The organism is Streptomyces sp. 3214.6, from assembly GCF_900129855.1.
Classification (GTDB): Bacteria; Actinomycetota; Actinomycetes; order Streptomycetales; family Streptomycetaceae; genus Streptomyces; species Streptomyces soliscabiei.
Window position 1 is genome coordinate 3753282 of record NZ_LT670819.1, and the last position, 13363, is coordinate 3766644.

Sequence of the window (13363 nt, forward strand, 5' to 3'; positions counted from 1 at the left end):
CATGGGCCAGAATGAGCCCGTGCCTTCCCTGTTGCTGATCGAGGACGACGACGCCATCCGTACGGCCCTGGAGCTCTCACTGACGCGCCAGGGACACCGGGTGGCCACCGCTGCCAGCGGTGAGGACGGTCTGAAGCTGCTGCGCGAGCAGCGGCCGGATCTCATCGTGCTGGACGTCATGCTGCCCGGCATCGACGGTTTCGAGGTGTGCCGGCGCATCCGGCGCACCGACCAGCTGCCGATCATTCTGCTCACCGCGCGCAGCGACGACATCGACGTCGTGGTCGGGCTGGAGTCCGGCGCCGACGACTACGTCGTCAAGCCCGTGCAGGGGCGGGTGCTGGACGCCCGCATCCGGGCGGTGCTGCGGCGCGGCGAGCGGGAGTCGAGCGACTCGGCGACGTTCGGCAGCCTCGTCATCGACCGGGCGGCGATGACGGTGACGAAGAACGGCGAGGACCTGCAGCTGACGCCGACCGAGCTGCGGCTGCTGCTCGAACTGTCCCGGCGGCCGGGGCAGGCCTTGTCACGGCAGCAGTTGCTGCGCCTCGTCTGGGAGCACGACTACCTCGGTGACTCGCGGCTGGTGGACGCCTGCGTCCAGCGGCTGCGGGCCAAGGTGGAGGACGTGCCGTCGTCCCCGGTCCTGATCCGTACCGTTCGTGGCGTCGGCTACCGCCTGGACGCCCCTCAGTGACACAGCCGCAAGGGGGGCTCCGCGGCTGGTCCGCGGCGCGCAAGGGAAGACTTTCACGGCTGCGTTTCACCAGCCTGCGGCTGCGGCTCGTCGTCGTGTTCGGGGCGGTGGCGCTGACTGCCGCCGTCTCCGCGTCCGGCATCGCCTACTGGCTCAACCGTGAGGCCGTGCTGACCCGTACCCAGGGGGCTGTGCTGCGGGACTTCGAGCAGGAGATGCAGAACCGGGCGGGTTCGCTGCCCGAGCATCCCTCGCAGGACGAGCTCCAGCACACCGCCGGGCAGATGGCCAACAGCAGCCAGCGTTTCAGCGTGCTGCTGGTGGGCGCGGACGCGAGCGGCAAGACCGTCTACGGCAACTCGGGCGGGCTGAACGGGTTCTCGCTGGACGACGTGCCCGAGTCGCTGCGCACGGCCGTGAACAAGCGGCAGGACCTCACCGGCGACAACAAGTCGCCGTACCACCTGTACTGGCAGCGGGTCGTCGACCACGGGACGCCGTATCTGGTGGCCGGGACGAGGGTCATCGGGGGCGGCCCGACCGGGTACATGCGCAAGTCGCTCGAGCCGGAGGCGAAGGACCTCAACTCGCTGGCCTGGTCGCTGGGGATCGCCACCGGGCTCGCGCTGATCGGGGCCGCGCTGCTCGCGCAGGCCGCCGCCACGACCGTCCTGAAGCCGGTGCACCGGCTGGGCGTCGCGGCCCGGCGGCTCGGCGAGGGCCGCCTCGACACGCGGCTGCGGGTGTCGGGGACGGACGAACTCGCCGATCTGTCACGGACGTTCAACCGGACGGCCGAGGCGCTGGAGAAGCGGGTCGACGACATGGCGGCCCGCGACGAGGCCTCGCGCCGGTTCGTCGCCGACATGTCGCACGAGCTGCGGACGCCGCTGACCGCCATCACCACCGTCGCGGAGGTGCTGGAGGAGGAGCTGGACGCCGAGTCCGGCAGCATCGACCCGATGATCGAGCCCGCGGTGCGGCTGGTGGTCAGTGAGACGCGGCGGCTGAACAACCTGGTCGAGAACCTGATGGAGGTCACCCGCTTCGACGCGGGCACCGCGCGGCTGGTCCTGGACGACGTCGACGTCGCCGACCAGATCACGGCCTGCATCGACGCCCGCGCCTGGCTGGACGCCGTCGACCTGGACGCCGAGCGCGGCATCCACGCCCGGCTCGACCCGCGCCGGCTGGACGTCATCCTCGCCAACCTCATCGGCAACGCGCTCAAGCACGGCGGTTCGCCGGTGCGGGTGTCGGTGTCGACGGCGGACGACGCGGTCGTCATCGCGGTGCGCGACCACGGGCCGGGCATCCCCGAGGAGGTGCTGCCGCACGTCTTCGACCGGTTCTACAAGGCGAGCGCCTCCCGGCCGCGCTCCGAGGGCAGCGGGCTCGGCCTGTCCATCGCCCTGGAGAACGCCCACATCCACGGCGGCGAGATCACCGCCGCCAACTCCCCCGAGGGCGGTGCGGTGTTCACGCTGCGGCTGCCCCGGGACGTGTCCGAACTGACGGAACAGGGCGGCGTCGGCGGCGGGCAGGGCGGGGAACCGGCGCAGGCGAAGGGGGACGCATCGTGACCATGGGGCACGCGACATCCGTACGACGACGGCTGCTCGCCGTCCCCGTGCTGGCCGGTCTGGCCGGGCTGCTCGCCGGCTGCGGCATCCGGGCGACCGAGGTGCCGACCGACTTCGGGGCCGCGCCCTCCAGGGCACGCTGCTCGCTCACCGAACCGGACGTGGCGGCGCAGTCCGGGCGCGCGGGCGTGCCGGTGCAGGTGTTCCTGCTGTGCGGTTCGTCGCTGGTGGCCGTGGACCGCTACGTGCGGGTGCCGGACGGCGCGGCGGATTCCAAGCGGCGCGCGCTGGTGGCGCAGGGCCTGCTCGACCAGCTCGCCGAGTCGCCGTCGGCGGCCGAGAAGGAGGCCGGGTACACGACGGACGTGCGCGGCGGCATGTCGGTCGGCGGACCGCGCGCCAAGGACCCGGACGACGCGCTGCGGCTGAGCACCTCACCCGGCAGCCTCACCTCCTACGCCCTCGCGCAGCTCGTCTGCACGTTCTCCGACTCGGCGGCGGCCGAGGGCGACGGCTCGGTGATCCTGGGCGGCCCCGGCTCCGACCCCCTGCGCCGCTACGAGTGCACCAACGAGGTCCGCTCCCGCCCCGGCAGCGCGGAACCCCCGTCCTCAGCGGTCCGGGAAGGCAGCTGAACGACTTTCCCGGCCCCGGCGACAGCGGAAACCACCGACATCGCGAACCGGCGTGACGGACCGGAGCCGCTGAGCGGAGTCGCGGGCCAGTGTGGCGGACGCCTCATGCGGTGCGCGGGGGGCTTTGTCGTCGCAGGTCATGTGGGGCCGGGCGGGGGTGGCGGGGAGGTGGGGCGGGGGGTTCGGGCCGGTGGCGGGGGGCGGGCCGGAACCGATCGTGCCGGGGGGCGCGTCTTGGGGGGCGTGCAGCGTCAAGGCTCCATCGGCGGCAGCGCCGCGATCCGCATCCGCGCGACCGGGATTGTTCTCCTGGCCGCCCACCTCGTGTTCGTCGCCTGGGTGACGCTGCGGCCGCTGAACGTCCCCTGGGTGATGCCCGCCAATCTGCACCCGTTCGACGGGATCCGCGCCGACCTGCGGCTGGGCTGGCCCGAGGCGGCCCGGCGGATCGGCGAGGGGCTGGGGCTGCTCGCCCCGCTGGGCGTCCTGCTGCCGCTGGCGCACGGCAGGCTCCGGGTCTCGCCGCTCGCCTCCCTGGTCCGTACGGTCACGGCGGGCGCCCTGCTGTCGCTGGGCATCGAGCTGTTGCAGACCGGGGTGCCGGGGCAGGTCGTGGACGTCGACTCGATGCTGCTGAACACCGTGGGCGTGGCACTCGCCCATGTCGCCGTGGTGCCGGCGGTACGTGCGTGGCTGCGCCGCAGGGTGGAGCACCGGGGGTGGGCCGCGGTCCGCCAGGAGGAGACGGCTCAGGGTCGGACCCCGAGGATTCCCAGGGTCGGGATCGCACCGTAGAGCGATACTTCGTCCCCCTTCGTCACCGTAGCGTTGTCGTCAGATGGAGCAGCCGCCAAGGGCCGCCTCCGAACAGACGCTCGCGAAGGAGCCGCAGATGTCCAGCCTCGCCCGCCCCACCCACGGCCGCATGATCGGCGGAGTGTGCGCCGCGCTGGCCGGCCGCTTCCGCACCTCCCCGACCACGATGCGCGTGCTCTTCGTGCTCTCCTGCCTGCTGCCCGGCCCGCAGTTCCTGCTCTACATAGCGCTGTGGATCCTGCTCCCCTCGGAAGACAAGGCCCGCACCGCCTGGTGACGGCCGGTCCGGTGAGGCCGGTCCGGCGGCGGCCCGTCCGGGGGCGGCCGTGACGCAGCAACGCCGTTGGGGCGCGCCCGGTGGTTCCGGGTGCGCCCCAACGGCGTGCTGTGTGACGGGACGGGGCGGGCGGCGCCGCTCAGCCCAGCGGGAGACCGTTCACCGGCAGGCCGTGCGTGGGCAGGCCCTGCAGCGGCAGACCGCCGAGGAGACTGGCGACGGGCGCGGTCGGGCCCTCGGCGAGCAGCTTCTCGGCGACCGGCTGGACGGCGGCCAGGCCCGCGCCGAGCACCGGCTGCGCCTGCGACAGGGCCTCACCGGCGCCGGGCAGCGCGTGGGCCACGTTCTCCGCCGGCAGCGTCTTGGTGACGCCGTCCAGGGCCTGCGTGGCGTCCGGAAGGGAGGGGGCGGCGTTCGCGGCGCCCGCACCGACGGCGGCGAAGGCGGCACCGAGAGCGGCGACACCGAGGGTCTTGGCAGCAGACTGCTTCATGATGAATGCGTCCTCGAGTGGGATAACAGGGAACTGAGCGGTTCTCGACCGTAAACACGGGGAGGGGTCGGCGGCAAACATCGAAATGCGGACGGATTGTGAACACCCGCCCGCATTCCGTACTCCGAAAACCCGGCGCTCAGTCTCCCCTGACCACAGAACCGCTGGTGGAAGCGGTCTACTGGAACAGCCATTCGGACTTCAGTTCTGCATAACCGGGCTTGATCACGTCATTGATCATGGCGAGTCGTTCATCGAAAGGAATGAATGCTGACTTCATAGCATTGACCGAGAACCACTGCAGATCGTCGAGCGTATAGCCGAACGCGTCGACAAGGTGCTCGAATTCCCGGCTCATGCTGGTGCCGGACATCAGCCGGTTGTCGGTGTTCACGGTGGCCCGGAAGTGCAGCCTGCGCAGCAGTCCGATGGGGTGCTCGGCATAGGAGGCGGCGGCGCCGGTCTGGAGGTTGGAGCTCGGGCACATCTCCAACGGGATGCGCTTGTCGCGGACGTAGGAGGCGAGTCGGCCGAGCTTGACACTGCCGTCGGCGGCGACCTCGATGTCGTCGATGATGCGCACCCCGTGTCCGAGCCGGTCGGCGCCGCACCACTGCAGGGCCTGCCAGATGGACGGCAGCCCGAAGGCCTCACCGGCATGAATAGTAAAGTGGTTGTTTTCCCGCTTCATGTACTCGAAGGCGTCGAGGTGCCGGGTGGGCGGGTAACCGGCCTCCGCGCCCGCGATGTCGAAGCCGACGACACCCAAGTCCCGGTAGCGGTTGGCGAGTTCGGCGATCTCCAGGGCGCGGGCCGCGTGCCGCATGGCGGTGAGCAGGGCGCCGACGCGGATGCGGTGGCCGTTCTCACGGGCCGTCCGCTCCCCTTCCCGGAAGCCCTCGTTGACGGCCTCGACCACCTCTTCGAGGCTCAGCCCGCCGTCGAGGTGCTGCTCGGGGGCGTAGCGCACCTCGGCGTAGACGACACCGTCCTCGGCGAGGTCCTCGGCGCACTCGCGGGCGACCCGGACGAGCGCCTCGCGGGTCTGCATCACGCCGACGGTGTGCGAGAAGGTCTCCAGATACCGTTCCAGGGAACCGGAGTCGGCGGCCTCCCGGAACCAGATGCCGAGCTTGTCGGCGTCGGCCTCGGGAAGCCCGGCGTACCCGGTGTCCCGGGCGAGGTCGACGATCGTGCCGGGGCGCAGCCCGCCGTCGAGATGGTCGTGCAGCAGAACCTTGGGCGCCCGCCGGATCTGGTCCGAGTTCGGGGTGATGCCCGCCTGGATGCTCTGGCTCGTCATGCCCGCACTCTAATTCCTACGCGCGTAGATCACGCGTTGTCCCACGCCGCCGATACGCAACGGTGACCGCACGGACGGGTGGAGTACACGCCTGCTTCTGACACTGTTCTGTCATGGGACAGGAAGTATGGGACAGGAAGTGACGCCGGTTCGGACTCCCCGGCTGGGAAGGGCGCTCGGCCCGGAGCCGACGGCGGTGAGCGGGGCGGTGGTGCTGCTCCCGGGGGGCGAGGAGGTCTCCAGCCGCAGGCCGGCCCCCGTGTGGCCGGCCTCCTCCGTCCGCGGCCTCGGCCGAAGACTCGCGCGCGCCGGTCGCGCGCACGGCGGTCTGGCCATCCACGCCGTGCACTACCGCTACCGGGGCTGGAACGGCAGCGAGGCGCACCTCGCGGCCGACGCGGCCTGGGCGGCCGACGAGGTCGTACGGCGTTACGGAGACGTTCCCGTGTGTCTGGCCGGCGTCGACATGGGTGCGCGGGCCGCGCTGCGCGCCGGGGGTCACGAGGCCGTCAACTCCGTGCTGGCGGTGGCTCCCTGGCTGCCGGAGGAGGACATGGCCGCGCCACCCGAACCGGTGAAGCAGCTCGCGGGGCGGCGGGTGCTGATCGTGCACGGCACGAACGACGAACGCTGCGACCCGGAGCTGTCGTTCCGGCTCGCGGCGCGGGCGAAGAAGGCGAACCGGGACGTGTGCCGGTTCGAGGTGCACTCCGACGGGCATCGGCTGCACCAGTACCGGGGTGAAGTCCTCGCGCTGGCCGAGGACTTCGTGATGGGCGCGCTGTTCGGACGGGCGCTTTCCCGGCCGGTGGAGGACGCGTTGGCGGCTCCGCCGCCGTTGGGGCTGCGGATGCCGTTGGCCGCGGGGTTCGGCAAGTCGTTACGCCGGTGAGGCGGGGGCCTGGGGCCCCTTCAGTCCGGCAGCAGGTTCCCGCGTCTCGACAGCAGGAACTTCTTGAAGGCGGCCACCGGCGGGGTGTCCGGGTGGCCGTCCAGCCAGGCGACGCCGATCTCGCGGGCGGCGCGTGGGGCGGTGACGGTCAGTTCCACGACCCCCGGGCGGGCCACGGCGGGCGGTGGCAGCAGCGCCACCCCCAGGCCCGCCGCCACCAGCCCCCGCAGCGTCTCCGCCTCCTCCCCCTCGAAGGCGATCCGGGGGCGGAAACCCGCTTCCTTGCAGAGGTCGTCGGTGATGCGGCGCAGGCCGTAGCCGGGTTCCAGGGTCACGAAGGTCTCGTCGGCGGCCTCGGCGAGACGAACCCGTCTGCGGGCGGCGAGGCGGTGGTCGGCGGGGACGACCAGCCGCAGCTTCTGTTCGTCGAGGCGGCGGGCGACGAGGTCGGGGGCGTCCGGGACCGGGGAGGTCAGACAGAGGTCCAGCTCTCCCGCCCGCAGCCGCTCGATCATCGCCTCGCCGTAGTTCTGGACGAGGCTGAAGCGGACGCGCGGATGGTCGGCGCGGAACGCGTGGATCAGCCCGGGGACGGTCTCGGCGCCCATCGTGTGCAGGAAGCCGAAGGCGACCTTGCCGGTGGCGGCGTCGGCGTCCGCCCGGACCTCGTCGGCGGCCCGCTCGATCTCGGCGAGGGCGCGTTCGACCGAGGTGAGGAAGGTACGGCCGGCCGGGGTGAGGGAGACCGTGCGGCCGCGCCGGGCGAACAGGTCGACCCCCAGGTCCTGTTCGAGGCGGACCATCGCCCGGGAGAGCGTGGACTGGGGGACGTTCATCTCCTGCGCGGCCCGCGTGACGTGCTCGGTGCGGGCGACTCCGGCGAAGTACGCGAGCCGTGGGGCCAACGACATCGCCATGTCTTCTGTGTCACTGGACGGTGACAGGTGAGCCTGTGACCTCTGCTGATGCACCATGGGAACGATTATGGCGATTCCATGCATTGGACGGATGAGCGGGGCCGTACGTAGGTTCGAGGCATGTCTCCCGCCAGTACCGGGGCGTCCACGATCGTGGGCGCCGCGTCCTCCGTTCCCGCCTCCGCCTCCTCTTCCTCTACCTCTTCCGATTCCCGTATGGCCCCCGGTGGTCCCGGTTACCGCCGGATGAGCTTCGCGCTCTTCCTCGCCGGGGTGGCGACCTTCGCCCTGCTGTACTCCACGCAGGCGCTCCTGCCGCTGATCTCCGGTGACTTCGGGGTGGCGGCGAGCCAGGCGAGCTGGACGGTGGCGGCGGCGACCGGCGGACTGGCGGTGTTCGTCCTGCCGATGAGCGCCCTCTCCGAGCGCTACGGCCGACGTACGGTGATGACGGTCTCGCTGGCGGTCGCGGTGGGCGTGGGCCTGCTGGTCCCCTTCGCCCCCTCCCTGGGCACGCTGGTCGTGCTGCGGGCGGTGCAGGGCGCGGCGCTGGCCGGGCTCCCGGCGTCGGCGACGGCGTATCTCGCGGAGGAGGTGCGGCCGAAGGCGCTGGTCACGGCGATCGGTCTGTTCGTGGCGGGCAACAGCGTCGGCGGGATGAGCGGCCGGGTCATCACCGGCTGGGTCGCGCAGGAGTGGGGCTGGCGGGTCGCGGTCGGCGCGATCGGCGCGCTGGCGGTGGCCTGCGCGATCGCCTTCCGGCTGCTGCTCCCGGCGCCGAAGCACTTCAGGGCGGGTTCGCCGGCGCCCCGCGTCCTGGCCGGCGCCGTCCGCGACCACCTCGCGAACCCGCTGCTGCGTCGGCTGTACGCGATCGGCGCGCTGTTCATGACCGTCTTCGGCGGCGTGTACACGGTCATCGGCTACCGGCTGACGGAGGCGCCGTTCTCCCTCCCCCAGGGCATCGTCGGCTCGATCTTCCTGGTGTACCTGGTGGGCACGGTGTCGGCGTCGACGGCGGGCCGGCTGGTCGGCCGGCTGGGACGGCGCGGGGCGCTGTACCTGGCGGGCGGCACGACGGCCGCGGGCCTGCTGCTGTCGCTCGCGGACTCGCTGGCGCTGGTGCTCCTGGGCCTGGTGCTGATCACGGCGGGCTTCTTCGCGGGGCACGCGGTGGCGTCCTCGGCGGTCAGCAAGACGGCGACGACCGGCCGCGCCCAGGCCTCCGCCCTCTACCAGTCCGCCTACTACATCGGCTCCAGCACCGGTTCCACGGTCGGCGCGATGGCCTTCCACTCGGGCGGCTGGGCCGGCACGGTCGGCGTGGGCGTCCTGGCGGTGCTCGGCGTCGTGACGATCACGGTGCTCGGGACGCGGGCGGCCCGCCGGGAGACGCTGGTCGCCGCCTGATCCCCTCCGGTGCCTTCCCCCTGCTCAGGGCCGGTTGTCAGTGGTCGCGGATAGCCTTCGCGACCACTGACCGGTGGTGACGCAGGGGGTTTTCGTACATGGAGTTCCGGATCGACCGCGGTGACCTCGTCGAGGCCGTGGGCTGGGCGGCCCGCGCGCTGCCCGCCCGTACGCCGGTGCCCGTGCTGGGCGGGCTGCTGCTGGACGCGGCCGCGGGGCGGCTGAGCGTGTCGGGGTTCGACTTCGAGACGGCGGCGCGGATCGAGACGGACGCGGAGGTCGGCGGCGACGGACAGGTCCTCGTCCTCGGGCGCAGGCTCCTCGACATCTGCAAGGTGCTGCCGGACGGGCCGGTGAGCTGTTCCCTGGAGGGGACGCGGTTCACGGTCGAGGCGGGCGGCACCAGCTTCGGCCTGTCGACCCTCCCGCGCGAGGAGTACCCCACCCCGCCCGCACCGCCCGAGGCGTACGGCACCGTGGACGCGGCCGCGTTCGCCGCCGCCGTCGCCCAGGTCGCGGTGGCGGCCGGCCGCGACGACACTCTGCCGGTGCTGACCGGGGTCCAACTGCGGCTGGACGGCGGGGAGATGACGCTGTCGGCGTCGGACCGTTACCGGTACGCGGTGCGCCGGCTGGAGTGGAAACCGGAGGCGGCCGCGGGCGAGGCGACGGAGGCGCTCGTGCCGGCGCGGCGGCTGCTGGACGTGGCCCGGTCGCTGGCGCGCTGCGGGGTCGTGAGGATCGGGCTCGACGGGGCGCCGGGGGCCTCGGGGGGCGGGCCGATCGGGTTCGAGGGCGGGCGGATGCGGTCGGTCGTACGGCCGCTGGACGGGCGGCTGCCGTCGTACGGGAAGCTGTTCGACATGGCGGGGGCCGCGGCCGCGGAGGTGGAGTGCGGGGCGCTGACGGAGGCCGTACGCAGGGTCGCGGTGGTGGCGGAGGCGAACAGCGCGGTACGGCTGGACTTCTCGGCCGGGTCCGTCCTGCTGCGCGCCGGGTACGGCGACGACGTGGCCACGCAGCGGCTGCCCGCCGGGCTGACCGGCGCCGAGGAGGTGAGCGTGGCGTTCAACCCGGCGTACCTGCTGGACGCGGTCGCCTCCTTCGAGGCGCCGAGGCTGCGGATGGAACTGCTGGGGACGGGGCAGCGGGCGCTGCTGAGCGCGGCGGACGCTCCGAAGGCGCACCGGCATCTGCTGATGTCCGTGAAGCAGCTGGTCTGAGAAGTGTCTGCGCAGGCGTGTGACCTGCGCTTTTACTGACTCGGCGGGCCATTGTCAGTGGGCTGCGGTAGCTTCCGAAGTGCCGGGCGCAAAGGCGCGTGGCGGGACGGCCACAGGGGTGGGTGGACGATGGGCAACAGCACGGCGACGACGACGGACCTCGACGTCGCACTGGAGAAACACCGGACAGAACTGACGGGCTACTGCTACCGCATGCTGGGCTCCTCCTTCGAGGCGGAGGACGCGGTGCAGGACACCCTGGTGCGCGCCTGGCGGAGCTACGACAAGTTCGAGGGCCGCGCCAGCCTGCGCTCGTGGCTGTACCGGATCGCGACGAACGTGTGTCTGGACATGCTGACGGCCGGCAACAAGCGGGCCAGGCCCATGGACCTGTCCGAGTCCACCCCCCTCGCCCAGGCGGCGCTCTCCCCCCGCCCCGACCACACCTGGCTGGAGCCGATGCCGGACGCCCGTGTGCTGCCGACGGTGGAGGACCCGGCGGAGGCGGCCGTCGCGAAGGAGTCGGTGCGCCTGGCCTTCATGGCCGCGCTGCAGCAGCTCCCGCCGAAGCAGCGGGCGGTGCTCATCCTGCGGGAGGTGCTGGCGTGGAAGGCGAGCGAGGTCGCCGAGCTGCTCGGCACGACGGTCGCCTCGGTCAACAGCGCGCTGCAGCGGGCGCGGGCGACGCTCTCCGAGCGGGAGGCGTCCGGGGCGGACGCGGCGGTGTCCGACCCGCTGGACGAGGAGCAGAAGAAGCTCCTCGAACGCTATGTGGCGGCCTTCGAGGGCTACGACATGACGGCGCTGACGGCCCTCCTCCACGAGGACGCCATCATGACGATGCCGCCGTTCGACCTGTGGCTGACGGGGCACGACGACATCACCGGTTTCATGACCACGCTCGGCTCCGCCTGCGAGGGCTCGCGGCTGCTGCCGGTCCAGGTCAACGGTCTGCCGGGCTTCGCCCAGTACAAGCCGGACCCGGAGAACGGCGGCTACACACCCTGGTCGATCCAGATCCTGGAGATCTCAGACGGCCGTCTCACCGGATTCCACTTCTACCTCGACACCCAACGCTGGTTCCCCCTCTTCGGCCTCCCCCTCCACCTCGACGGGCACGCCGACAAGGTCGAGCAGGGCGCGTAGGGCGGGGTCGGGGGCGCGCAGCCGTATCCGTCCCCCGGCCCGCCGTGCGGCCAGATGGAGCCGCGCCAGCAGTTCGACGGCGGCCAGCCCCGGCGGCCCGATGCCGGCGACATCGCAGACGACGATCCCGGCATGGCCGGCCTCCAGCAGACTTCGCACATCGTCGGCCAGCCCTGCCACCTGCTCCCGGGTGACGGGGCCGGTCAGGGTGAGTACGGGGGGTGTCGTCGCTTCCACGATCAGTAGACCGGACGAACGGCCGCAACTCATCGGGACGGCGAGGCAGGTGTCTACTCGGCCGGGAACTCGCTGGTGTCGATGACGAGGTCGAAGGACGCAGGGAGCTTGAGGGCCTCGCCGAACTTCGCGGTACTGAGCGGACGGTAGACATCGCCCTTCGGCTCTCCGTAGAGCGTCGCGGTGGGGCCTTCGGGGGCCCACCGGTCGACGAGGAGGTAGAGCGGGATGCCCGCTGTGGCGTAGGCGGCGGGTTTGCTGACGCGGTCGTGCCGAGCGTTGGACTTCGAGGTGACCTCGACGACGAGCTCGGCCAGTGCGGCCGAAATGTGAGAGTCCGCCTCCGTGTGCTCCCGCACGGGGGCCACCACGATGTCCGGGCTGAGCATGCCGCGGCCTCCGGCCGCGGGCCAGGTCAGGCGATACGTTCCAGCACCACCGGCGACGCCGTGAACGTCGTGCCCGGCGCGCCGATCTCGTACGAGCCCTCCACCGCCTGCAGGGCGTAGTCGAAGCGCTCCGGGGTGTCGGTGTGGAGGGTCAGCAGGGGCTGGCCCGCGGTCACCGTGTCGCCGGGCTTGGCGTGCAGTTCGACGCCCGCGCCCGCCTGCACCGGGTCCTCCTTGCGGGCGCGGCCCGCGCCCAGGCGCCAGGCGGCGATGCCGATGTCGTAGGCGTCGAGGCGGGTCAGGACGCCGGAGGCGCCCGCCTTCACCACGTGCTGTTCCTTCGCCGTCGGCAGCACCGCGTCCGGGTCGCCGCCCTGGGCCGTGATCATGCGGCGCCAGACGTCCATGGCTGAGCCGTCGGCCAGGGCCTTCGCCGGGTCGGCGTCCTTCACGCCCGCCGCGTCCAGCATTTCGCGGGCCAGGGCGAGGGTCAGTTCCACCACGTCGGAGGGGCCTCCGCCCGCCAGGACCTCCACCGACTCACGGACCTCCAGGGCGTTGCCCGCCGTCAGGCCCAGGGGGGTCGACATGTCCGTCAGGAGTGCGACCGTCTTCACGCCGTGGTCGGTACCGAGGCCCACCATCGTGGACGCCAACTCGCGCGCGTCCCCGATCGTCTTCATGAAGGCGCCCGTGCCCACCTTCACGTCCAGGACGAGGGAGCCGGTGCCCTCCGCGATCTTCTTCGACATGATCGAGGACGCGATCAGGGGGATCGCCTCGACCGTGCCGGTCACGTCCCGGAGCGCGTACAGCTTCTTGTCGGCGGGAGCCAGGCCGTCGCCCGCCGCACAGATCACCGCGCCGGTGCCGTCCAGCACCGACAGCATCTCCTCGTTGGACAACAGCGCGCGCCAGCCCGGGATCGACTCCAGCTTGTCCAGGGTGCCGCCGGTGTGGCCGAGGCCGCGGCCCGACAGCTGCGGGACGGCCGCGCCGCAGGCCGCCACCAGCGGGGCCAGCGGCAGGGTGATCTTGTCGCCGACGCCGCCCGTGGAGTGCTTGTCGGCCGTCGGGCGGGACAGCGACGAGAAGTCCATGCGCTCGCCCGAGGCGATCATCGCGGCCGTCCAGCGGGCGATCTCGCGGCGGTTCATGCCGTTGAGCAGGACGGCCATGTTGAGGGCGGCCATCTGGTAGTCGGCGACCTCGCCTCGGGTGTACGCGTCGATGACCCAGTCGATCTGCTCGTCGCTGAGCTCACCGCGGTCCCGCTTGGTGCGGATGACGGAGACGGCGTCCATGGCCATGGCTTTCCTTCCGACGTTCATAAAGTGCGCGGCCC

At 72.1% G+C, this 13363-nt stretch carries 14 protein-coding genes and 1 pseudogene; 9 read left to right on the forward strand and 6 right to left on the reverse strand.

Annotation, left to right across the window (positions count from 1 at the left end; all coding sequences use genetic code 11):
• Positions 1 to 19: 19 nt before the first annotated feature.
• The 5 genes from afsQ1 (at position 20) to B5557_RS16670 (ending at position 4008) form a co-directional block, all read left to right on the forward strand.
• Positions 20 to 697 (forward strand): two-component system response regulator AfsQ1, encoded by a 678-nt coding sequence (gene afsQ1 / locus B5557_RS16650; protein WP_028807033.1) that lies wholly within the window; start codon positions 20 to 22, stop codon positions 695 to 697.
• Positions 694 to 2280, forward strand: coding sequence for a sensor histidine kinase (locus B5557_RS16655; protein WP_079660181.1), 1587 nt, complete (start codon positions 694 to 696; stop codon positions 2278 to 2280). The genes afsQ1 and B5557_RS16655 overlap by 4 nt, the downstream gene beginning before the upstream one ends.
• A gap of 2 nt (positions 2281 to 2282) precedes the next feature.
• A complete protein-coding gene (locus tag B5557_RS16660) occupies positions 2283 to 2915 on the forward strand; it encodes a hypothetical protein (RefSeq protein WP_079660182.1) in 633 nt (210 codons plus the stop codon).
• Between the two features lie 243 nt (positions 2916 to 3158).
• Positions 3159 to 3710: a VanZ family protein gene (locus B5557_RS16665; protein ID WP_079660185.1), complete on the forward strand. Its 552-nt coding sequence runs from the start codon at positions 3159 to 3161 to the stop codon at positions 3708 to 3710.
• Between the two features lie 97 nt (positions 3711 to 3807).
• Positions 3808 to 4008, forward strand: coding sequence for a PspC domain-containing protein (locus B5557_RS16670; protein WP_079660186.1), 201 nt, complete (start codon positions 3808 to 3810; stop codon positions 4006 to 4008).
• 139 nt (positions 4009 to 4147) lie between these two features.
• On the opposite strand, the gene B5557_RS16675 is transcribed toward B5557_RS16670, so the two are convergent.
• Complete coding sequence (locus B5557_RS16675; protein WP_079660188.1) at positions 4148 to 4501, reverse strand: ATP-binding protein; 354 nt, start codon at positions 4499 to 4501, stop codon at positions 4148 to 4150.
• A 178-nt stretch (positions 4502 to 4679) separates the two neighbouring features.
• Positions 4680 to 5804, reverse strand: a complete 1125-nt coding sequence (locus B5557_RS16680) for an adenosine deaminase (RefSeq protein ID WP_079660189.1) — start codon at positions 5802 to 5804, stop codon at positions 4680 to 4682.
• 127 nt (positions 5805 to 5931) lie between these two features.
• On the opposite strand from B5557_RS16680, the gene B5557_RS16685 reads away from it, so the two are divergent.
• Positions 5932 to 6696, forward strand: coding sequence for an alpha/beta hydrolase (locus tag B5557_RS16685; protein WP_079660191.1), 765 nt, complete (start codon positions 5932 to 5934; stop codon positions 6694 to 6696).
• 20 nt (positions 6697 to 6716) lie between these two features.
• Here the strand turns inward: B5557_RS16685 and B5557_RS16690 are convergent, their stop codons facing one another.
• Entirely contained in the window at positions 6717 to 7670 is a 954-nt protein-coding gene (locus B5557_RS16690; RefSeq protein ID WP_079660192.1) for a LysR family transcriptional regulator, read from the reverse strand.
• Positions 7671 to 7733: 63 nt separating this feature from the next.
• Here B5557_RS16690 and B5557_RS16695 point away from each other — a divergent pair, with 63 nt between their 5' ends.
• The 3 genes from B5557_RS16695 (at position 7734) to B5557_RS16705 (ending at position 11392) form a co-directional block, all read left to right on the forward strand.
• Positions 7734 to 9023: an MFS transporter gene (locus tag B5557_RS16695; protein ID WP_079660194.1), complete on the forward strand. Its 1290-nt coding sequence runs from the start codon at positions 7734 to 7736 to the stop codon at positions 9021 to 9023.
• Between the two features lie 98 nt (positions 9024 to 9121).
• Complete coding sequence (gene dnaN, locus B5557_RS16700) at positions 9122 to 10246, forward strand: DNA polymerase III subunit beta (RefSeq protein ID WP_079660196.1); 1125 nt, start codon at positions 9122 to 9124, stop codon at positions 10244 to 10246.
• A gap of 129 nt (positions 10247 to 10375) precedes the next feature.
• Positions 10376 to 11392, forward strand: coding sequence for a sigma-70 family RNA polymerase sigma factor (locus B5557_RS16705; protein WP_079660197.1), 1017 nt, complete (start codon positions 10376 to 10378; stop codon positions 11390 to 11392).
• Here B5557_RS16705 and B5557_RS16710 read toward each other — a convergent pair.
• From B5557_RS16710 to B5557_RS16720, 3 genes and pseudogenes are all read right to left on the reverse strand, one after another.
• Positions 11276 to 11662, reverse strand: coding sequence for an STAS domain-containing protein (locus tag B5557_RS16710; RefSeq protein ID WP_143688185.1), 387 nt, complete (start codon positions 11660 to 11662; stop codon positions 11276 to 11278). The two genes, B5557_RS16705 and B5557_RS16710, sit on opposite strands and share 117 nt — an antisense overlap.
• A 20-nt stretch (positions 11663 to 11682) precedes the next feature.
• Positions 11683 to 12021, reverse strand: a pseudogene (locus tag B5557_RS16715) (Uma2 family endonuclease); the annotation flags it as partial.
• Between the two features lie 23 nt (positions 12022 to 12044).
• A complete protein-coding gene (locus tag B5557_RS16720; protein ID WP_079660199.1) occupies positions 12045 to 13328 on the reverse strand; it encodes a thymidine phosphorylase in 1284 nt (427 codons plus the stop codon).
• Positions 13329 to 13363: the final 35 nt, after the last annotated feature.

Excerpts from the sequence above, each read along its gene's own strand:
- B5557_RS16660 (WP_079660182.1), top strand. The coding sequence starts at position 2,283 with ATGGGGCACGCGACATCCGTACGACGACGGCTGCTCGCCGTCCCCGTG.
- B5557_RS16670 (WP_079660186.1), top strand. The coding sequence starts at position 3,808 with ATGTCCAGCCTCGCCCGCCCCACCCACGGCCGCATGATCGGCGGAGTG.
- B5557_RS16675 (WP_079660188.1), bottom strand. The coding sequence starts at position 4,501 with ATGAAGCAGTCTGCTGCCAAGACCCTCGGTGTCGCCGCTCTCGGTGCC.
- B5557_RS16680 (WP_079660189.1), bottom strand. The coding sequence starts at position 5,804 with ATGACGAGCCAGAGCATCCAGGCGGGCATCACCCCGAACTCGGACCAG.
- B5557_RS16685 (WP_079660191.1), top strand. The coding sequence starts at position 5,932 with ATGGGACAGGAAGTGACGCCGGTTCGGACTCCCCGGCTGGGAAGGGCG.
- B5557_RS16690 (WP_079660192.1), bottom strand. The coding sequence starts at position 7,670 with ATGGTGCATCAGCAGAGGTCACAGGCTCACCTGTCACCGTCCAGTGAC.
- B5557_RS16695 (WP_079660194.1), top strand. The coding sequence starts at position 7,734 with ATGTCTCCCGCCAGTACCGGGGCGTCCACGATCGTGGGCGCCGCGTCC.
- dnaN (WP_079660196.1), top strand. The coding sequence starts at position 9,122 with ATGGAGTTCCGGATCGACCGCGGTGACCTCGTCGAGGCCGTGGGCTGG.
- B5557_RS16705 (WP_079660197.1), top strand. The coding sequence starts at position 10,376 with ATGGGCAACAGCACGGCGACGACGACGGACCTCGACGTCGCACTGGAG.
- B5557_RS16710 (WP_143688185.1), bottom strand. The coding sequence starts at position 11,662 with ATGAGTTGCGGCCGTTCGTCCGGTCTACTGATCGTGGAAGCGACGACA.
- B5557_RS16720 (WP_079660199.1), bottom strand. The coding sequence starts at position 13,328 with ATGGCCATGGACGCCGTCTCCGTCATCCGCACCAAGCGGGACCGCGGT.